Origin of the sequence: Candidatus Enterovibrio altilux, assembly GCF_002381345.1 — a bacterium.
GTDB lineage: Bacteria > Pseudomonadota > Gammaproteobacteria > Enterobacterales > Vibrionaceae > Enterovibrio > Enterovibrio altilux.
Genome location: NZ_CP020660.1, coordinates 908,217 through 930,210, shown reverse-complemented (window position 1 = coordinate 930,210; position 21,994 = coordinate 908,217). Strand labels below are relative to the sequence as shown.

General features: G+C 38.9%; 14 protein-coding genes and 4 pseudogenes. 3 read left to right on the top strand and 15 right to left on the bottom strand.

Annotation, left to right across the window (positions count from 1 at the left end; translation table 11 throughout):
- Window positions 1–802 precede the first annotated feature (802 nt).
- Both arcA and BTN50_RS11025 read left to right on the top strand, forming a co-directional pair.
- Window positions 803–1,522: a two-component system response regulator ArcA gene (gene arcA, locus BTN50_RS03970; RefSeq protein WP_096619104.1), complete on the top strand. Its 720-nt coding sequence runs from the start codon at window positions 803–805 to the stop codon at window positions 1,520–1,522.
- 863 nt (window positions 1,523–2,385) lie between these two features.
- Window positions 2,386–3,050, top strand: a pseudogene (locus tag BTN50_RS11025) (transposase); the annotation flags it as partial.
- Between the two features lie 93 nt (window positions 3,051–3,143).
- On the opposite strand, the gene BTN50_RS03960 reads toward BTN50_RS11025, so the two are convergent.
- From BTN50_RS03960 to BTN50_RS11020, 8 genes and pseudogenes are all read right to left on the bottom strand, one after another.
- Window positions 3,144–3,806 (bottom strand): sugar transferase, encoded by a 663-nt coding sequence (locus BTN50_RS03960; RefSeq protein ID WP_096619102.1) that lies wholly within the window; start codon window positions 3,804–3,806, stop codon window positions 3,144–3,146.
- A gap of 44 nt (window positions 3,807–3,850) precedes the next feature.
- The gene (locus tag BTN50_RS03955) at window positions 3,851–5,026 is read right to left on the bottom strand and encodes a glycosyltransferase family 2 protein (protein WP_096619101.1); all 1,176 of its coding nucleotides are present in this window, start codon (window positions 5,024–5,026) and stop codon (window positions 3,851–3,853) included.
- A gap of 3 nt (window positions 5,027–5,029) precedes the next feature.
- On the bottom strand, window positions 5,030–6,097 hold the full coding sequence (locus BTN50_RS03950; RefSeq protein ID WP_161492943.1) for a glycosyltransferase: 1,068 nt from the start codon (window positions 6,095–6,097) through the stop codon (window positions 5,030–5,032).
- 157 nt (window positions 6,098–6,254) lie between these two features.
- Window positions 6,255–8,615, bottom strand: a complete 2,361-nt coding sequence (locus BTN50_RS03945; RefSeq protein WP_096619100.1) for a hypothetical protein — start codon at window positions 8,613–8,615, stop codon at window positions 6,255–6,257.
- A 51-nt stretch (window positions 8,616–8,666) separates the two neighbouring features.
- Entirely contained in the window at window positions 8,667–10,163 is a 1,497-nt protein-coding gene (locus BTN50_RS03940) for a GumC family protein (RefSeq protein ID WP_096619529.1), read from the bottom strand.
- Window positions 10,160–11,284 (bottom strand): glycosyltransferase family protein, encoded by a 1,125-nt coding sequence (locus tag BTN50_RS03935; RefSeq protein WP_096619099.1) that lies wholly within the window; start codon window positions 11,282–11,284, stop codon window positions 10,160–10,162. Before BTN50_RS03935 ends, BTN50_RS03940 begins: the two co-directional genes overlap by 4 nt.
- A complete protein-coding gene (locus BTN50_RS03930; protein WP_096619098.1) occupies window positions 11,281–12,003 on the bottom strand; it encodes an acyltransferase in 723 nt (240 codons plus the stop codon). Before BTN50_RS03930 ends, BTN50_RS03935 begins: the two co-directional genes overlap by 4 nt.
- 469 nt (window positions 12,004–12,472) lie before the next feature.
- Window positions 12,473–12,632 (bottom strand): annotated as a pseudogene (locus BTN50_RS11020) (IS5/IS1182 family transposase); the annotation flags it as partial.
- An 87-nt stretch (window positions 12,633–12,719) separates the two neighbouring features.
- Here BTN50_RS11020 and BTN50_RS03925 point away from each other — a divergent pair.
- Window positions 12,720–13,502: pseudogene (locus BTN50_RS03925) on the top strand (transposase).
- 73 nt (window positions 13,503–13,575) lie between these two features.
- On the opposite strand, the gene BTN50_RS03920 reads toward BTN50_RS03925, so the two are convergent.
- The 7 genes and pseudogenes from BTN50_RS03920 to ung all read right to left on the bottom strand — a co-directional run bounded on the left by BTN50_RS03920 (window position 13,576) and on the right by ung (window position 21,952).
- Entirely contained in the window at window positions 13,576–16,086 is a 2,511-nt protein-coding gene (locus BTN50_RS03920) for a penicillin-binding protein 1A (RefSeq protein ID WP_096619097.1), read from the bottom strand.
- A gap of 681 nt (window positions 16,087–16,767) precedes the next feature.
- Window positions 16,768–17,001, bottom strand: a complete 234-nt coding sequence (locus BTN50_RS12180; RefSeq protein WP_263363293.1) for a transposase — start codon at window positions 16,999–17,001, stop codon at window positions 16,768–16,770.
- An 87-nt stretch (window positions 17,002–17,088) separates the two neighbouring features.
- Window positions 17,089–17,310 (bottom strand): transposase, encoded by a 222-nt coding sequence (locus tag BTN50_RS12175; RefSeq protein ID WP_263363294.1) that lies wholly within the window; start codon window positions 17,308–17,310, stop codon window positions 17,089–17,091.
- Between the two features lie 490 nt (window positions 17,311–17,800).
- On the bottom strand, window positions 17,801–18,820 hold the full coding sequence (locus tag BTN50_RS03910; protein ID WP_096619096.1) for an extracellular solute-binding protein: 1,020 nt from the start codon (window positions 18,818–18,820) through the stop codon (window positions 17,801–17,803).
- 420 nt (window positions 18,821–19,240) lie between these two features.
- Window positions 19,241–19,738 (bottom strand): annotated as a pseudogene (locus BTN50_RS03905) (transposase); the annotation flags it as partial.
- A 516-nt stretch (window positions 19,739–20,254) separates the two neighbouring features.
- Complete coding sequence (locus BTN50_RS03900) at window positions 20,255–20,887, bottom strand: flavin prenyltransferase UbiX (protein ID WP_096619095.1); 633 nt, start codon at window positions 20,885–20,887, stop codon at window positions 20,255–20,257.
- A 378-nt stretch (window positions 20,888–21,265) separates the two neighbouring features.
- Window positions 21,266–21,952 carry a uracil-DNA glycosylase gene (gene ung, locus BTN50_RS03895; RefSeq protein WP_096619094.1) on the bottom strand — a complete coding sequence of 229 codons (687 nt, stop codon included), beginning with the start codon at window positions 21,950–21,952 and terminating at the stop codon, window positions 21,266–21,268.
- Window positions 21,953–21,994: the final 42 nt, after the last annotated feature.

Sequence of the window (21,994 nt, the reverse complement as noted above, 5' to 3'; positions counted from 1 at the left end):
TTAACACTTTTATTATAGCTTAAGTTGCGTTAACCTGAGTACTGCGATCTCTTAAGCTGAATGTTCCTCCGAGGAGCTTTTTGACTCGAAGCATTGCAGTCTTTTATAAGGAATATTTATGGTAACTATACTTCATTTTCAAAAGTTATTTCTTTCCTCGGTGAGATGGGGGCTTTGTTCCCTGATTCAGGCAAAAAAATTCGAGTATGCAACTATAAATTATATAACTATTGTCCATTTTTTAGCACACTGAAAAAGTTATCTAGTCATTCCTCAGTCCAGTATAATTTATGAGGATGTGGAGCTTCACCGCAGTAACTTTGTTAAAGATGCAGCATTCATATTCGATTTTGCAAAATGACTTTTCAGAAATTATAGTTTTTTGACGTCCCGTATAAAGAACACGTTTTAGGGTGTGCAAATCTACATTTTCAAATTAATTGAGTATAATATTTTATGAAATTACCGAATGTCAGACTATTTTAGCTGATATTAATGTATTTCAATAAAAATTAAAAAAGTAACATTAGTTACTTACTAATTATTGTTAGTATGCTGCTAAATAAATATGATTAACATCATTCGTAGGATGTATTGACTAAAATAATTTAACCAATAGCATGCAGCGTAAACTTTGGCTTATGTGAAAACCTTTTATCAAGGATGGCGTTTGTATCAGAGGAGTATACTTCAAGAGTTCAAATAAATTTTTGATTTACTTTCTGTCTGTAATTTTTTTCATAGACCTGACCTGTTCTGTGATTGTAAATACCAAATTTTTTAAAGAAATTAGGTGACGTCAATGCAAAATCCTCACATTTTGATTGTAGAAGACGAACACGTAACTCGTAGCGTGCTGAAAAACATTTTTGAAGCGGAAGGTTACATTGTGCTGGAAGCCAATGATGGCGAGGAAATGCACCAAGTACTTTTGAATAATCAAGTAAACTTGGTGATCATGGACATTAATCTTCCGGGTAAAAACGGCTTACTATTAGCACGTGAATTACGTAAACAAGGTGATATGGCTTTAATGTTTCTGACTGGTCGTGATAGCGAAGTAGACAAGATCTTAGGATTGGAAATTGGTGCTGACGATTACATCACAAAACCATTTAACCCGCGTGAACTGACTATTCGTGCGCGTAACTTATTAACCCGTGCGATGAGTCAAGGTGTGTCGCCAAAAAACAAATTTTCAGTGGAGCGCTATGTATTCAATGGTTGGGTACTGGATATAAACAGTCGTTCCTTGATTAGCCCAGGCAAAGAGCAATTCAAACTTCCACGATCTGAGTTTCGTGTGCTGCTGCATTTTTGTGAAAACCCTGGCAAAATTCAAACTCGCACTAATTTATTTCAAAAAATGACTGGTCGTGATTTGAAGTCACATGACCGCACAGTTGACGTAACGATTCGTCGTATCCGTAAACACTTTGAATCTTGTGGCGATACGCCAGAAATCATTGCAACTATCCATGGTGAAGGCTACCGTTTTTGTGGCAAACTAGGTGAAATTTAATCATCTCAGACTAAATAATACTGACTTAAACGTTCTGAATTACAGTAATTCTGATCGTTTTCAAATGAAGGAATGCTTTTAAAAAAATGCATAATAGGTTGCAAGACTGTTGAGACCTATTGTTTACCTCAATAATTTACAGCCGAAACCAAAGTTGCTCAATTTGATTGATTGTTATACGATATCTGTTTTTCCATGGGTCATGCACTGAAGTAAGCTCGTCCGATAACTTTTAAATATCTAAAATAATTAGCTTAAATTCTTCTAATCAAACGTCTCTTAGTTCAGACAGGTAGCAATTGAGAACGTCACTACAATGCTTGCCGGTGGCATGGCTGCTTGTGGATCTCAATAATTTGAACCGCCCATAAAAAGGCTGTGCCTAACGGTAAAGTAAAGTAAGAGCAAAGTGGAAATGGTGGAGTTTACATAAGTTTGGACATTCGCATCTAAATGGTTAATTTAGGGAATTCATTAATGAGGTAACGGCAAATAAAATGGATATAAAGATTCTGTAGTCTCTATACGGTAATGTATTCAACCATTTGACTGCAATTTGAAGATAATATAGATTTGTTTCCTAATTCGAGTTTAGATAGTAGATTTCAACATGACTAACTATTAGATAATTGTTTTCGTGTTAGATATGCCTAGTCTTATCAGCTTATTTAATGCTTTTATCATTGTGTAGGTTTCACGAACCTGAGTTTTTTGACTGAAGCTATTGCTGTCTCTGCTAGGGAATGTTTATGGTAATAAGCCTTAATTCTTTCAATAAGAGAACTAAATTTTCAATTGATTGTAAACAGTTAGGTTCACTTAAATATTCAGGTCTATGAATAATTTTGCTACAAAAAAACCACTGGAAACGGCATAATCAAATTAAACAAAATAATTATGGAAGAGTGCGTTTGTTTAGTGGCTTAGCCATTACGACGGCCCTCATGATTACATGCGCATTTTCAATGTTATTAAGAGGTCTGCAAGAATTCATTAATTCTGTTTTCACATTTATTCAACTCCATTCTCATGCTCTCGCTATTCATGCATTAGCAAACAAGCTAAAATAGTTAACGTCACGTTCCACACAAAAAATAAAGAAAGCATCAATACTTAACTATTGATTCTACGGGCTAAAAATTTACGGTGAAGTGCTATCTAGCTTACTCAAACAAACCAGCTTAAAAATGAATGAAATATTAGCTGATGGTGCTCACGACACCTGATAATGTTACGAAACCGTTCGTATTAAACGAGCGGTTCTACTCATGCCACCCAAAAAAGGGAAAATTTTTTGGGAATGAGGTCATCTGTATTATTTAGCGGTCAGTTGCCAGAAATGACACGGTTCAAATCAGCATCAAAAAATGAAATATGGTTACCATAAACGTTCTCTTTTCGAGACGGCAATGGCTCTAGTCAAAAATTTACTTGGAGGCAAATTGAGCTTAGGAGATCATAATGCTGAGATTAGCGAAACTTATGCCATGAAAAAAAGTTAAATAAGCTGACAGCTCATAGTCTTTAAGGTCGTACTACACCGCAGTTTCATGGATGTGTAGAGCTTGAAAGATTATAGTTGTATTCCAACCTTATGGAGCAAATAGCATGCTTTATACGGTTACTGTCCACTTCCTGTCAGCATCACCAACATGGTTTTGAATATGATATAACAATCCATCTGAAGCCAGGCTTTGGTGGATGATAGGGACAGTGCATAAGAGTGATCATAACTGACTTTAGAACGAACATCTTCAATGCAGGTATCGTAGCCCTGATTTATTTGTGCAAGGCCAGTGATTCCAGGCGTAACAAAATATGTGCGGTCAGCAAAATAAGGAATTTCGTTTTCTAGTTTTTGATAGAAACCTGGCCGTTCAGGACGAGGACCAATTAAAGACATGTCTCCACGCAGCACATTGAAAAATTGTGGTAGTTCATCCAAGCGGGTTTTACGAAGGAAGTGGCCGACACGAGTAATGCGTGAGTCTCGGTCAGTCGCCCATGTCGCTCCAGTTTTACTTTCAGCATTCGTGCACATAGTGCGAAATTTTATGATGCGGAAAATGGTGCTTATTTTTGGCGTTAATCGACCAATGCGTATTTGGTAGAAGAAAATAGAGCCTGGGCTATCAAGTTTGATTACAATGGCTACCAGTGGAAAAATAGGAAGTGTTAGCCCAAGCCCAATAAGGGTTAGTATAATGTCAAAAGTACGTTTAGCTTTAGCTGTTGTTGGATTAATATTACTATGAGTGTTGGGTTGTAAAATTTGTATATTCATTGTTTATTTCTCAATAGAGTCTATACAGTTGAGCAAAAATATTGCTAACGCCAGGATTTAGGACTGACAATGTATTTAAGAGTCCCAATCATATTGGCGGCATGACCGGAAACTAAGTAACAAAGAGTTACGATTAAGGTGTTCTTCGGCGCTACGTTTAGCATGGTAATTGCGGCAACAACTGCATAAATAAACAATTGAACTGCTGTGCCAATGGCGAATAATATATGATATTGTGCCAACCACATCCATCCCCCTAAAGCAATCAGCATGAAAAATGGCATTACAACGCGAAGTGCTTTACCTGATGCAAATGTGAATGCCACGCCTCCGTATTTTGGGTTTAGTAGTGCCGTCAAACGGATCAGTTGTTGATAATTGCCTGCACCGATGCGGATGCGGCGATTAAAATCTTGGTTAGCATTCGTGGGTTCTAGTTCTATTGCATTAATTGTGTCATCACTATTGACGCGATAACCCTGAACCATAATGCTCATTGGCAGCACGAAATCATCATTGATGGTATCTGCAGCCAGTGGTGCGAAAAGACGGCGTCGTATTAAATACAGAGCTCCATGCGCTCCTAATGTTGCTCCCATTTTGGCTTCCCGGTGTTGCAGTGTATTTTGGTAGTCCCAGTATTTTTTTTCGCCGTTGGTAGGTGATAACAAGTGATAGCAGCTGTTTACCACGCCTACGCTCAGATTTTCGAAGTGTTTGGATGCAATTAAAAGTGCATCAATTGAAATGAGAGATGATATGTCACTCATGGCGACAATATCTTCGTGTACTAAAGACATAGACTTATTAATAATGGATACTTTGCCTTCATTAATGGCGTATTCAACGACGGTTATGTCAAGATGTTTACAAGCATCTTCTTTGCCTGTTTGTCTTGTGATTTGTGCTGTATCATCTGAACAGCCATCACAGACGACGATTACACGTAATTTGTTGTTTGGGTAATCCACGCTAGCGAGATTACGTATTTTATCTGCTATCCATTGCGCCTCGTTATAAGCTGGCATCAGTATGGCAATGGTAGGTAGAATATTATCTGCTTTTGTGTTTCTGTAGCCACGAATAGGAGGTATTAACCCTTCATGTGTTGAAAAAAAACAGTACACTAGTATCTTCAGCAATAGGGGGTAGCCAAGGTGATGGTAAATTACCAATAAAGTACTGATGGCTATAAACCAAAAAATTAAGGGATTCTCCATGTTTTACCCCTCTACCAGGGCATCGTAAGCACTCGCCATTGTGCGAATGTCAGCCATTGAAGTAACAAATTGACGTGGGCTTATAGCCAAGCATTGATTAAATAGAAGTGAAATCTTTGTTGCCATATTTTCAGCATCACCTGCTTTTAACACGACGCCTGTCCGTGGGCACAGTGTTTCTGTGGCGCCACCAACGTTGGTAACGGCGGTAGGGATACCACACGCTTGTGCTTCAAGAGGTGCAAGTGGGTAGCCTTCATTGAAGGATGGTAAGCAAAATAGATCGAGCGCTTGGTAGAAGCGAGGCATGTTATCAATATAGCCTAAAAAACGAACACGTTCAGCTACGTTGAGATTACTAGCTAGTTCGCGTAATTTATTTTCAAGTGAGCCTATTCCTGCGATAGCAAGGTAGGTACTTAATGGTAAGTACATCATGGCTTCAATTAATATGCGATGGCCTTTAACGTCTTCTAAACGACCGCTTGTACCAATGAGTTTCATATCCTGTGGTAAGTTTAGACAGTCGCGAGCTTTGTTTTTATCACCAGGTGAATACAAGTCGATGTCTACACCGTTTTTAATCACTTGAATATTAGACGTTCCAGACATGGCATTTACTGCGTTAGCAACGATATCTGCGTCTGCAACTAATTTAGGTGTTGTAATCATGCTGATGACTTTGTGTAATAATTGATGTCGCTTGTCGCTGTAATGCCATGCATCATGTTCAGTATGGATGAGTGATGCCCCAGCTAAACGTGAAGCTATACCTGCATAGAAATATGGGCCAATGTGGTGAGTGTGTATAATATCTGCGCTTAGTTCAACAAATAGTTTGTTTAATCGACGTATCAAAGACAGTGAAAAACCTTCAGATTTATTGAGAAAAATTAGTTTATTTTGTAATGTATTAAGACGAGGCCATGCTTTAATTGCTTTCGATTTATTACCTTCTAAGCTAATTATTTTCATACATTTTTTATAATTAGAAAATCGCATTAATTCAAGAGCCATTACTTCAATTCCACCCGGTTTTAAGTGTTGTACTACTTGAATGATTGTTTTCATTGAAGCCTTTAATATTTAGGTAGATGCTTGAAGCAAAGCAGAAGGTGTGCCAAAATTTTTATGTAATTAATTAATTGATATTAAAAGAATAAATTTAGATGCAATTTAGCAATTATGTATTTTTTCATTTTGAGAGTCTATCTGAGCAATTTTTTCGTTAATCTACTAAATTGATGATTTGTTGCCTCCACTGAGAAAGGAGAGAATCATCGATGTCTCGCATTGCATTCCATGTGCTAGGGATCTCATGACGTAGTTGGTTCAGTAGAACTTTGGCATTACTGTTCGAATTTGCTTTCTGTTGTAACCAAAGCATCCAGCGATGATCGACAATGCCATTCATGATGTCATAAAGCAGTATATTTATATCTGGTTCCTGTGGACATGGGTTTTCTGAAGGATACAAAAATTGCACATCAAATTCGCGTCCATCGGTTGGATCAAAAGGGTCAGCAGTAGGCATGCGGCCGTGCCATTGGATAAATCCATCGGCTTGAGTTTGCCAAAGGTAGAACCCAGCAGCAGCTCGAGGGTTAGGCATGTTGTATAGCCATACTTTAAGGTTTTGATCTTGTGCGTCTTGAATGTCCTTTTTATTCGCTCCATAACCGTCATTAATGAGGATCATATCGAACATAGGAAGGTATGCTTTGTCGGCAGAGTGGTTTAAGTGTCCGGCTAGTTTGGCTGTTGGTGCGAACAGAGTAAAGTATCGGTGGATGCTTTTAAATAAATCAGTGTTACCCGGATTGCTGGGTTCATCGGCAATTGACCAGTATGGCATATTTTGCAATTTTTGTTTGTATTCTGCCTCTATTTCAGCAACAATATTAGCGGCATTACCTGCTCCTAATCTTTGACTAAGCCGTTTAGCTGATGTATACGCCATGGAATCTACAAAACCCAGCTTATTGAGTTCGCCTGATAATCTATTAAATTTAATACGTTTTTCATCATCACTTGGTGTTGGGTAGGGAGGAGATATTCCTGTTAAACCTAATTTACGTAAAAAACGAAGGTCACATATCATTGCTTGGTCACCTAGCATCTCCAATTCTTTAAACCAGCCGAAATGGACAGGTTTTTCTAAATAAATACCAATAGGTTTCGTGAGTTCTGGGAGTACAGCGTCAACCACATTAATGTGAAAAGGAAGGGTAAAATTTTTGCCTGGTATCATTATGCGCATCTCACCTTTATATAAACCCTTTGCGAGGCCTTGAGGTAAATCAAAACGAACAACTAATTGGCGGGGCATGGCTACACCTTTGTTCGCTGGCATTAATCCATGCCGCAAATATGTGTCGTGTGCTTCTAATAGTGTGGATGCAAGGTGCGTGCGGGTCAGCTGCCATTGACTCCAGTGCCAATGTGCCGGAATTGAGTGGTTGTTTAGGGTGGGTTGACTGAGCATAATCATGGGTGCACCAGGGAGATTGCCTTGTTCGAACTCGAATATGGCGGTAACAGAGGTGCCAGGTGCAGCTTGTAATTTGGCGTTCTCTATGGTTAAGCTTGGTTGACCAGTAGGCCATTTTTTCCAGTTTGCGATTGCCCAATTTTTTTCCCACCATGCCTTACGTTGACGCGTGAGTATGTCAAGGATCAGTGCATTTTTGCTGGGAATAGCCAGAATGGCACTGATAAATTGCGCATCCGTGGAATCACCGTATAGGCGCAGAATAATGGGGGTACCATCACTATAAATATCAAATGTAACACGGTCACTTTCTCTTTTACCGAAAAGCTCCCAACTACTGCTAGCTGGGGTAGCTTCAATATCTCGACGCCCAAGATAAATACGCTGTATCCATTCACTTGGTGTCAGGTCTTTCACGTAAATACGTTTTCCGTTTGCGTAAATTTTTCGTTTAAGCGGGTGAGGAAGGTATTCCCATTCCCCTGCATCTCTGAGCCACAAGGTGATTTGCCAATTACCTATAGGCAAAGGGAGGCTGGCAGTCTCAATTCCACGGATTCCATCGCAGGTCAGACTGTCAGCCGCTTGCATTTTTGCACTACGGTCCACTGGTGTCATGTTTTTCCCTGAAAGAAGACCCATATTGATGGTGAGTGGTTTAAACCCAGGCCAGATAGCGCTTTCGGCTGGACCAAGATCCCACGCATAGACATTTTTGCCTAATGGCTCCGGGATTTTAACTTGCACAGAGATAAGGGTAAAACCTGGTGTTATTTCTCCAGGAAAGAGAATGATTTGCTCAAGAGTATCGAGTTTTAGTTGGCGCCCACTGGGTGTTCTTAAACTGGCGAATGACACTTGCAGCTCAAACTTTCCTTTTGGAATAACTCTCTCTATATTAGCGCGGTCAGCATATCCTGGGTCTTGGCTATCATCAGCTCGAATTACCAGTATGACGTCTGAGTTTGAGAAATTTGTACCTTGAATAATTAACAGGCTACTTTCAGACACTATGCTTAGCTCGGACTTATTAATACGAATTTTGGGATATGCTGGTGCAGTAAACATCAGTAATAGAAGTAGTAGCCAATATTTCACAGATGATGTACCTGGTTATTTAAATGTGATTATATAGGAGCATGTATTTTTTTATTTAATGGCAATATGTTTATTTCCATTAAATATAGTGTTTGTAATATTTGGGGATGGTATGAGTACGTTTCTAAACTCAGGTATACGCGTCAAAACTGGGGCGCTAGTAATTTTTTCTAAGGTTGAAATTCTACGAATAGTTGTGTCTGTTAGCTCAAGAAGCATGGACACTCCACAGCCAAGAAATATACCGCCAATTAAACCCGCGACAGTAAAGATCGTCAGAGGCATGTTACTGGGCGTAGCTGGTGAAAATGGAAGGTCTATGACTTTGATACGTTTGTCTTGCTCGAACACGCTCAGTGAGCTGGTTAGTCTAGCCATTTCATAGCGTTCAAGCAATTCATTAAATAGTTCACGTTTCACATCTAAATCACGCTCTAGTTTTTTAATTTTTTGCTCTTTTATTCCTGATTTACTAGTTTTGACTTCAAGTTCAATGATCATGTTTCTTAGGCTAGATGTTTCTTCTTCGAGCATTGCTACTGTGCTACGTGCGAGTTGTAGATTTTCAAGTTGAGAAATTAATAGTGGTTGATGGGACTCGCCCTCTGTTGCCATGGTAGTGCTGCTCGCGATGGCCCAAAGCTGGTCGGCATTTACAGTTTGCGAAGTATTGGATAATAACTGCGAACGTTGTTCCTCTAAACGACGTAGATTGCGCATTGAGTTTTTTACAAGGCTATGCTGGTCAGTATAGCGTGCTTTGAGTAGTACCAACTCACTGCGTATTTTTACGATCTGCTCTTCAATTTTACCAAGTATGGGGTTGGTGGTGGAAAGTTGTTGGTCAAGGCCACCCAGCCCACGTTGTGCACCAGCTTTTTCGGCTTCCTTTTCAGATAAGCGTTGCTTTAAAGCTTCAATACGGGAGAGGTTTGCCAATTGAAGTGCTGGGAGCCCATCAGAGTTAAGGCTCTTAAATTTTGATAGTACAGTTTCTGCTTTATTGAGGTCTTCACGACGGAACTTAATGTGTTCGGATAAAAAGTAACTGGAGTCTTTCATGGAAGAACGTTCGGGAGCGAGTAATTCTTCGATGACATGTTGACTGACAATCTCTAACGTTTCTTTCATCCCTTCGGATTGATTAAATTGGAAATCGATACGAATAACATCTCTGCCAATGGTAGACATGGATAACCCGTTTGAAAGGGTTTCAATGGTTTCATCAATTAGCTTAAGTTCCGACTCTTCGGTGATCAGTTTTCGATCTAATGCAACTTTACCGAGAATATGGCGGCTATGTAATAAAGTTTGAAGTCCATTAAAGCGTTCTTTCATCATAGAGGATACTGCGAGATCTTCTAAAAATGGATTCATGTTGGCAGTTTCTTGAATAAGCATACTGGTATGAGAATTAAATTGTTTCGGGCTGAGTAAACCGATAGCAATGCCAATTAAAGGCAATATAATGATAGGCAGCATAATGACATAGCGTCGACGCCATGCACCATCAAGTAAAATGAGAAACTTATACGTTAGCGAGTTCATAAGGTACTCAGCCATCTCTCTAGCTCTTTTGCTCTGGCTGCCCATGTATGAGACTTAACAGCATTTTGTTGTGCTTCATTGCGGCGTTTGAATTGTGCTTTTATTAGCGCTTGAATCATTTCGTGTGGAGTTTTCACCTTGGATACAAAATCAGAGTAACTTTTTAGTGCAGGGAAAGGTGTGCTGATTACGGGTATGCCGGTTGCGAGGTATTCTCTAAGTTTCAACGGATTACATGCATTAATTTGTGCATTATCTGTGAATGGTAACAAGCTTGCTGTCCAGTGTTGGCTGTAAGTTGGTAGTAAATGATGAGGACGAGAGCCAAGCAGTATCACGTTGTTATGTTCCTTGAGTGCGACAGCGCGCTTACATATTTGGCCGATAAAGACGAAGCCCCAATTTGGTAATGCAGAAATAACAGCATCTAACAAACTGTAGTTTAACCATTCGGATAATGAGCCATAAAATCCCGCAATGGGACGTTGGCTGTAAGGCATATCTCCAGCGCGTAGTACAGGTGTGGAAAATAATTTGTAATCAACACCATGTGGCAATAAATGTGTGCGCGATTTAGGGAAACGATTAAACAATATTTCGCTAGATGCTAAAATGAGGTCAGCTTTTTCAATCAGTTCTACTTCACGTTTCGTGACTGTGTCATGATCGACGCCGACCAGTGATGAAAAATCATCACAGCAGTAATACACTAAAGATTTTGCGCCTAATTTGTTAGCCATATCTACAGCAGTAGGAATTGATGTCCATAGAATAGGGTTGTGTAGTTTTGTTTGCTTAATGATGGGTAACAATTGTTTCGTCAACCAATTTGCTGCTAACTTACGGCTGTATTGTGCTCTTGGTGCGGGCAATGTGGTTGGATTGACCACTGTAATATTGTGGGGTGTGTTGGTTATTTGAACAGAGGCATCAATGACAGTGGGTACTATTAATTTATACCATGCACGTTTTATATCATGGAAAGACAAGCGTGGTTGGCGTAAACCAATAGAATTAATCCAAATCACTTTACGTTGCGGCGCAAGATGTTGGATGAGATGCTGGGTGCTGGAAGGTAGTCCTCCCCAGTCTTCTCCAAAAACAATCAGATCTCTATTCATCTCTTCTGTTCCTCGGTTGTTAATGTGCGGAGTATTTTTGCAGGTATACCGCCAGCTATTACAAAAGGAGGTAAATCAGAGGTCACCACACTACCAGCAGCAATAATCGTACCTTGTCCTATTGTGACACCAGCCAAAACGGATACACCTGTTGCAAGCCATACGTCACGTTCCAAAATAATGTCACCAACTTGGCTATCCAACTCAGGCAATCCTGCAGCGCGATCTGAAGCGTTCATAGGATGACCGGGGTATCCCGCAAGAAAAGTACAACCAGCGATGCGCACGTTATCATAGATTATAATTTTGGTGCCGACAGCAATGGTAGTTTGCCATCCTATATCTACATTGTTTCCCACTGTTAGCAATGGGCATGCGGAGCTAGTTGACCTTCCCGATAAGGTCGTTTGACCAGATACGCGACAGTTATCACCAAATTTTAAGGAAATAGATCCACTGACAAAAGGCATGCCGCCATAAAGATAAAAGCCTTTACCAATGTGATTGATGCGACCTTTAAAAATAGGTGTCCACCATAATACACGTGTGAGGGTAGTCCAAAATTTCATAATGGTGATTGTGGCAGCATAAAGTGGAGATGTGATGATTTTTGGCGCTGGTACACTTATTTGAATCATGAGCTGCAGGATTTTAAAAAGACTACGAGCGACTGGATTGGAACTATGTTTAATCCATTGGTGGGTTGTTTGCATGTTCATAGAATTATTTCAATACTATGAACTAATGTGCACAATGAAAATTCAACCGTAAAAACTACACACATGGTATTCTCCTTCTTATTCTTTTGAGTGATAGTCAGCCGTCAATGCAATCAATAAGAAGCATAAAATGGACCACATTTTTTTATTATGGAATCATACTGTTATGGTGGATACTACTTTTTGCGTACTGTCTTTTTTCAGAATGACTTGTAAAATGAATACATTGCTTGGAGTTTGGTTTCCTAAATTAGGCCAATCAATTATTAATCTGCGCTCTAAATAGCTAAGTCACTCAAATAGTCATGTCTATAGACAAATTTAATTGCAAAACAGTCAACTGGCAGTAGTATAATTAAGCTTTAATTAAATAGCAGTTCACTGACATTTTGAATTGATAAAAAAGTTATTCAGTTAAATTTTGTTTCCTAATTCTAGTTTAGATAGCCAAACTCAGCGTGATTCACTATTAGATAATCGTTTTCGTTTTAGGCATACTGAGGCCTGTCAGCTTATTTAACGCTTTTGCCATGCCATGAATTTCGTCTTAGGCTCAATGTCACTCCCAGTAATTATTTGACTTAAACCATTGCCGTCTTTGTTAGGGAAGATTTATGGTAACCGACTTTATTGCCAAAATTAGGAAATTAATATTCAGGTTTATGAACAAACTTAGTTACAAAACAATTAACTAGGAGCAATATAATCAAGTTTTAATCAATTGTGGCTTACTAGCATTGTGGATTGGTGAAAAAATAATTCAGCCATGGAATTAAACGAAGCTGGGTAATGATGGTAGTCCTCGTTTATTTTCGGCTTGGCAATTGCGACGGTTCCCATGGTTACGTGCGTATTGTTAATGCCATTGATAGGTCTACAAGGATTCATTAATTTTGTTTTCAAACTTATTCAACTGCCGTTGTCATGCTCTCATTATTTATGTATTCACAAGCGAACCAATATGGATAATGTCACGGTCAAGACAAAAAATAAAAGGAGCACTGAATACTTACTCATTGACTTTACAGGCTAAAAGCCTACGGTGAAGGAACATGAAAAGTAAAAAAGGCATGGTACTGATGGAAAATTGAGAGTTTGGCGAAAGTCACATGTAGCGATAGACGTAAACACGTATAAGATCATTGCTACCGAGTTACATTCATCAAATGTAGCCGATGGGGCTTACGAGACTGTTCGTATTAAGCGAACGGTTCCACTGATCTTTCCAAGAAAGGAGTAATTTTTAGGAGCGAGGCTATCCGCGTGATTTAGCGGTCAGTTACCAGCCTCTATACGTTTAAATGAATATTGTAAAATAAGGTATGGTTACCATAAACGTCTTCTATTAAAAAACGGTCATATTTTGTGTAAAAAAACTATTCAGAAGAACATTGAATCTAAGGGATTATCATGCCCAAATTAGTGAAACCTACGTCATAATAAAAATTTTAAATAAACTGATAGAACCAGGTATGCCTAAAAGAAAAGCGGCCGTTTAATAGTGCATCATGTTGGGATTTGCTATCTGAACTTTAGTAAGGAAATAAAGTCCGTTTTTGCTTGCTTAAAACGTTAAAATAACTCTTCACCTTCACTTTCGTAGATATTGCCATGACTAGACGCTGCAGACACGTACTCTGTTGGTTCTGTGCCTTGTTCAAAATACTCAAACATAGCGCTACCATCTGCTTTACGGGTAAGCAGACCAGTATGTCTGTCGATGCGTACCTGCACGATGCCAGATGGAATTTCTTTGCGTTGTTCAGGCACATGAGCAATCGCATTTATCATAAAGTCGATCCATGCTGGTTGAGCTGTTTTAGCTCCTGATTCTGCACCCGAAATTTGAATTTTTTTTAAGTTAGTATTGTTTGATGTTCGACCTAAATTGCGAGCGTTATTATCAAAACCTACCCAAACAGTGGCGACTAAGCCTGGCGCAAAACCTGAATACCATGCATCTTTTGAATCATTAGTGGTACCTGTTTTACCGCCTATATCGCGACGATTTAGTGGCTTTTGCGCACGCCAACCCGTGCCATTCCAACCTGTGCCATTGCGCCAACTACCGCCACCCCAAATGTTTGCTTGAAGCATTTCGCGGACAAGGAAAGCATTTTGCTCGCTAATCACTTGTGGGGCGAGTTGAGATGTGTTTGCTATGTCATCGGTTTGATCGAGTAGATTCTCTTCCTCTTGTAGATTCGAAGAGTTGCGTTTGTTTATGTGAACGTTACAATTGTTTTTGCAGATACTTTTAGGTTTAGCTTTATGTAATTCTTTACCGAAGGGGTTTTCGACCTTACTGATGTAATATGGTTTAATGTAATAACCGCCGTTAATAAATATACTGAAGCCTTGTGCGACTTCGATTGGTGTTAAGCTACCAGCTCCTAAGGCAAGAGCTTCTGACCGTGGAAGATTGGCTCTGTTGAATCCAAATTTGGTTAAAAAATTGATGGTTTTATTCAAACCAATACGACGTAGTACACGTACTGCCATGACATTTTTGGATTGTGCTAAACCAATACGAAGACGTGTCGGACCGTCATATATTGGTGGAGAATTTTTTGGACGCCATGCCGTACCTTGGCTTGAATCCCAACGGTTGATAGGTGCGTCATTTATGAGGGTTGCGAGCGTCATACCTTGGTCGATGGCTACCGAGTAGATAAAAGGTTTAATCCCAGAACCCACCTGACGAATAGATTGCGTGACGCGGTTGAATTTACTGTGAGCAAAATTAAATCCACCGACTAATGCTTGCACAGCACCATCTTTTGGAGAAATGGCAACCATTGCAGTATTTGCAGCTGGCATTTGGCTTAGATGCCATTCTTGGTTTACGTATTGCACCCAAATTTGTTCACCAGCACTTAGGATATCGCTCGCGCGTTGTGGTGCACTACCTTGGAGCGTATCTGTCACATAGCGACGAGCCCATTTGATGCCATCCCAAGAGAGTATTATATTCTTATTATTTTGAAGTTTTACTTTAGCAGTTTTATCTGTAACTGTCATGACTACTGCGGGTTTTAACTCACCATAACTTGGTTGATTCTTTAGATGAACTTCAATCTTTATTGTATCCCATGCAATGCTATTTTTGTCCCATAAGATTGCGACGGCTCCACGATAGCCATGACGCTGATCGTAAGACAATAAATTTGAAATTGCGACATGTTGTGCTAAATTTTGTAAGCGTGAATCAATGGTAGTGTACACCTTCATACCAGATTTATACACATTGTCACCATATTGTGCAACTGCCCATGCACGAGCGAGCTCGGCAACGTAAGGAGCATTCAATTCTATTTTAGGTTCGTGATAACTAGCTACGATATTTTTGTTTTTTGTTTGTTCGTATTCTGAATGCGTAATGTAACCTTCAGTTAGCATGCGTCCAAGGACGACATTACGTCGATTGGTAGCACGTTCAATAGAATATAATGGGTTCATGGTTGACGGGGCTTTTGGCATTCCTGCTAGGGTAGCGATTTCGCTCAGTGTCAGCTTATCGAGGTCTTTGCCGAAGTAAACACGCGCTGCTGCACCAAAGCCATACGAGCGGTATCCCAAGAAGATTTGATTGACATATAGCTCCATTATCTCTTGTTTAGATAATAATGTTTCGATATGGATTGCAATAAATATTTCTTTTATTTTACGCATTATTTTCTTTTCGTTAGAAAGAAAGAAATTCCGCGCAAGTTGTTGCGTGATGGTACTGGCGCCTTGTTTTACAGATCCAGACATTATGACAACTAAAGCAGCTCGAATGATACCGATTGGATCGATACCTGAATGCTCATAAAAACGATGGTCTTCAGTTGCGATCAGTGCTTCAATTAAATTTTGAGGAATTTGATCATACATAATAGGAATTCTTCGTTTTTCACCAAATTGAGAAATTAGTTTTCCATCAATACTATAAATCTGCATTGGTGTTTGGAGCTCAATATCTTTTAAAGTCGCCACATCTGGCAGCTCTAGTTTTACGAAGAAGTAGAACCCGAAAACTGTACCCAATCCAAGTAACATACAAATGAATGCAAGGATAATCAGTCGCTTAATAAACTTCACTAGATATGCTCCATTACGTTTTTTGTCGGGCTGGTCAATAGATTACTATCTGCAGTATAAAGATAACTGTCTAAAAAATAATAAACCTGCGGAGAGAACTTGCAAAAAAATTACTTGATGCTGACTTTTAAGCAGGTATATATTTCAAATATTAGGTCAATCTACTGTACGTGGCATGGTGTTTGGCAACTCTTTATAAAAGCCGCACTTATTTCAATACGAGTCAATTGCTTCCAATGGAGTGAATGAGCCTTATAATCGTGTTTCTCATCCTCTAACGGAGTCATGTATATGTCGTACACATTGAAGATGCTTGATTTTCAAATAATTCAGCTTTTATTCCCTAATTTAAGTTTAAATAACAAATTTCAACATGATTAACTATTAGACCATTGTTTTTGTTTGCAGCATACCTAGCTTTGTCAGCTGATTTAATGTTTTTGTCGTGGTATTGATTGCCCTAATCTGAACATTTTGATCCTGCAGGCTCAATGTTCTGCCGAGGAGTTTTGTGATTCAAAACATTGCAGTCTTTGACAAGGAACGTTCATGGTAATCATACCTCGTTTTTTAATGTGTATTTCAGCCGTGTAACTTCTGATAGCTGACCGCTAAATTATGCGGATGATTACGTTCCTCAGAAGGTATTCTTCTTCTTAGTGGGATGAGTGAGCCGTTCGTTTAATGCGCACTCACTGCTTCGTAACATTGTATGGTGTCGTAAGCACCATCGCCTGGTCTTGCATGGATTCTGCGGTGAGTCTGTTTGAATAAGTGAGGTAGCACTTCATCATTAGTCACATTTGATGCACTTAATTCAGCAGCAATCATCTCATGGGTGTTTATATCTGTTGCTAAATGTAACTTGCACCAGACACATTGTTTCCCATCAGTGCTATGTTTTTTACTTGCTATTTGTTCGCACCGTAGATTATTAGCTCCGTGGAATCAATGGATAAGTGCTGGATGGTTCCTTTATTCTTCGTTTGAACGTGATATTAATTATTTTGACTTGCTTACTGATGCATGAATAGTGAAGACATGACAACGGCAAGTGAACAAATTTGAAGCTGAACTAATGAATACTTGCAGATCTCTCAATAGAATTGAAAATACGCGTCTAACCATGAGGGCTGTCGTAATAGCTAAGTCATTAAATAAACGAGGTCTCCCATTATTACCTGGCTTAGTTTGATTCCATAGCTGAATAGATTCTCCATTAATCCTGAATGTTAGTAAGTCGCTATTAATTAAAGCGTGATTATACCTCTTCTAGTTAATTGTTGTGTAGTGAAGCTTGTCTATGAACTTGAATGTTGAAATGGGTCTAGCTGTTTAAAGCGCATATTGCTTATTCGTTCCCTCATTTAAAAAATCAAGTGGGTTACTATAAATGTTTTTTAGCAAAAATAGGAATGGTTCGAATGAAAAAACTACTGGGAGGGATATTGAGCCTAAGGAATCACACTGATCAGATTAGTGCGAAATCTACGCCATGACAAAAGCGTTAAATAAACTGACAGGGATAAGTACGTCTTAAACTAAAGCAATCATCTAGTAGTTCATCATGCTAAAATGTATTATCTGAACTCAAATTGAGAGATACAATTTTGTATTATGATGACATACTAGGCGATAATATCGTATCATTTAGTATAAGGAGGAAGATTATTTCCCCCTAAACCTAATTTGAATATTTAAAAAATACAGAGAATTATAAGTCGAATTCAACTTCATCAAGAAGCTTCATGGCTTTTGTGTGATTTTTTGCAATGGCTGTTAGTGGCAGTTGATCCGCAGTATGCTGACCCCAAGAAGCGACCAAATCAGAACGTTTGATACCGGACTTCACTGGCTCTTCAAAGTTAACTTCTGCATACATTTTCTGCGCTATATTTGACGTCAAAAATTCCATCAATTTTCGTGCATTTTCTTTATTTGGGGCATATTTGGCCATTGCCATGCCGCTAATATTCACATGCGTACCATTAGCTTTTTGACCTGGATAATTCAGGTAAACACTGTTAGCCCAATTTTTTTGGTTATTATCGTTCAGCATTTTACCTAAATAGTAACTATTTCCTAGCGAAATATCACAAAGTCCTTCTGAAATAGCTTGAACTTGACCTCGGTCATTCCCCTGAGGTTTACGCGCAAGGTTTGCTTTTACACTTTTCAGCCACATTTTTGCCTCTGCTTCACCATGATTTGCAATGATAGAAGAGATTAGTGACACATTGTACGCGTGTTTACCAGGGCGGGTACAAATTCTTCCCTTCCATTCAGGCTTTGCAAGATCCATGTAGTCAAACTCTTCTCCCAGTCTACCCACACGCTCACGTGATGAGTAAAGTACGCGAGAACGAGTCGTTAGAGCAAACCAAAGGTCATTACTATCGCGATATTGTGCGGGAATATTTTTTTTAATGATGTCATTATCAATTGGCTGAACCAAGTCTTTATTCACTAGTTCGATCAGGCGAGATATATCAACCGTCAGCAGTACGTCCGCTGGGCTGTATTTACCTTCTTGCTCAACCTTTTCAGCTAACCCACTATTGGCGAACTTAATGTTTACCTCAATGCCAGTTTCTTTAGTGAATTCATTTAACAGCGGTTTAATTAAAAATGGTTGACGGTAGGAGTATACATTCACTTTTTCCGCTGAATTTGTAGCGTTACTAGCACCCACAAATCCAAGCACCAATATAGATGCTAACAATAATTTTTTCATTTTTTCTCCTGGATAGACCGAAATTATATTAAGAACGCTTATTAGCGTATATATTGCAAGAATGTATACAATAATACTGATTGTGTGCATAAGATAAAAGGCCTGCATCATGATGGTACAGGGCTATTAAGCCTTATATTTTGTAACAGTTTATTTCAAACTTTAACTATTAGGTACTTACAAACGGAGAATAAGTATTTACGAGGCTTTTTTCTTAATTCGAGTTCAAGTAATAAATTTCAGTTGAATGAACTGTTGGCTTATTTAACGCATGTATCATGACGTATGTTTCACCAATTTGAGCATTATAATCTTTGATAGGAGACGTTAAAAGTAATCATATTTTGTTTTAATTTTAACTATTTAGTAACATTGTCTGGTGTCGCAAGCACCCTAGGCTGATATTTCATTGATTTTTCAGCGGATCTGTTTGAGTGAGTTAGGTAGCACTTCACCGTTAGTCACATTTGATGCACTTAACTTAGCAGCAATGATTTCATGAATATTTATATTTGCTGCTAAATGTAACTTGTGTCAGATAGGTCATTTCTCATCAGCACGATGCTTTTTAACTTTTCATTCTCCTTTACCGTGGACCTTAAACCCCGTAGGATCAATGACTATGTGAAGGATATTTTCTTTATTCTGCGCCTTGAACGTAATGTTAGCTGCTTTGGCTCGCTTGCTAATGCTTGAATAGCGATGGCGTGACAATGGTAGTTGCGCAAGTTTGAAAACAGAATTAAGGAATCCTTGTAGACCTCTCAGTGGTGTTGAAAATAAGCATTTAACCATGAGGACCGTCGTAATGGTTAAGTCGCTCAATAAACGAGGTCTACCATGATTATCCTGCTTAGTTTGATTTCATAACTGAATAGCTTCTTCATCAATTTAAAATTTTAGTGAGATACTATTGATTAAAGATTGATTATACTGCTTTCAGTTAGTTGTTTTGTAACTAAGCTTGTTCATAGACCTGAATATTGAAGTGAGCCTAACTATTTAGAATATTGATTGAAAATTTAGTTTTCTTATTTAGGAATTAAAGAAGGTTACTATAAACGTTTCTTAGCAGAGACAGTAATAGTTCGAGTCAAAAAACTATTGGGAGGGACATTGAGTCTAGGAGATGACACAACTTAGATTAGCGAAACCACGCCATGATACACTCATTAAATAAGCTGACAGGACTAAGTATGCTTAATATGAAAGCGATTATTTAATCATTAATCATGTTGGGATGAGCTGTCTGAGCTCGAGTTAGGAAACAAAGCAGATAAAAATGGTATTCGATATTAACGGTAGTCACAATAATCACTCCTTAAAAAACGGTACACTACGCCAAATATATTAAATGTATGACCTCATAGTATATCTGACTCAAAATGGGCTATGTTAAAAGTATGTGATTTATAAATATGTAAAATTTATTAATCACTTACGTTGATCATATCCCCAGCGTGGTACCAATTTTTGTTCAATACCAAGATGATCTAAAATACGTGCGACCATGAAATTCACTAGATCATCAATCGTTTGTGGCTGATAATAAAAACCCGGTGCAGCTGGCATAATAGTGACTCCCATAGTTGATAGCTTCAGCATATTTTCTAAATGTAACGTCGAAAATGGCGTTTCACGTACTACCAACAACAGTTGACCACGTTCCTTTAACACCACATCAGCCGCACGTTCAGCGAGGTTATCCGATATTCCATTTGCAATTGCCGCAAGCGATCCCGTAGAACAAGGGCACACTACCATTCTCCTTGGAGCCGCCGAACCGGATGCGACGGGCGACAACCAATCTTCTTTTCCACATACAATGAGTTGCTTAGTTGACACATTCAGATGTTTTGTTAGTGTCTCTTTGGCTGTATCGGAGTCCGAGGACAGTGTTAAGGCATGCTCAGTCGCAAGCACCATGCGCGCAGCAGAAGAGATAAGAAGAAATACTTCATACTCTGCTGCCAACAAATATTTCAACAAACGAACACCATAAGGTGCGCCAGACGCGCCGCTCCAAGCTAACGTTATACGTCTATTATTTTTTACGTTACTAGTCATTATGCTCCAAAGTACGATTGTTTAATGCATTGTGTAGCTTAACGTAAATATTGCTAAAATTCTTCTTACACATGACTCGCATAATACCCCCGTACTAGTATTGTGAACAATACCCATGATTAATGCATCTATGTTAATTAAAGTACTGAACAGGCTCTTTATACGCATCGAAAACTTCTTTTATTAACTAGCTTTAGTTTCTTAAGTTAGGAAATCAAGCAGCGTTTACACGACCTTTTGTAGCACACGCATGATACAAAATGAAAAAATTATGCGGCACTATTTATTAAATAGCAGTTAAAAAAATCAGCAACCTATTTTACCCATTGCTGGTTTTGCATGGTGGTTACATTACTCAATTAATAGTAAAAATACCGCCTAGTCTTTGATAACTGGCACTAACTGCCAATCGATCGGCGTTTTATTCATCTCTGATAGGAGTTGATTGGTTTGCGAGAAATGACCGCAACCAAAAAAACCTCTATGCGCAGAAAGAGGTGATGGGTGCGACGCTTCAAGGATATGATGACGCTGATAATTAATCATGCGGCTTTTTTGACGGGCATGCGCTCCCCATAGTAAGAACACTACCCCGTTGGTGTATGCATTTACTGTTTCAATCATGTGGTCTGTAAATATCTCCCAACCTAGATGTGCATGAGAGTGTGCGTTGCCTTGCTCAACGGTTAATACCGTATTGAGTAATAATATACCTTGGTCTGTCCAGTGTTTTAGATAACCATGACTAGGAATTGTAAAGCCATCGATATCCTGTGTTAATTCTTTGTAGATATTCATCAAAGATGGAGGGATTTTAACACCAGGCAGAACGGAAAAACATAGACCATGTGCTTGACCAGAAACGTGATAAGGGTCTTGTCCTAAAATGACCACTTTCAGAGCACTCAACTTAGTAAAATGAAATGCGTTAAATACGTCGCACTCAGGTGGATAAACTACCGTACCTTGCTTACGTGCATTGGCCACATAAGTCATGATCTGTTGAAAGTAATGCTGCTTTTCTTCTTGAGCAATAACGTCATGCCAAGTCATTACTTGTATCATCTATTTGTCACCTTTTCTTCTTTTCGCATGAACCATGTCACA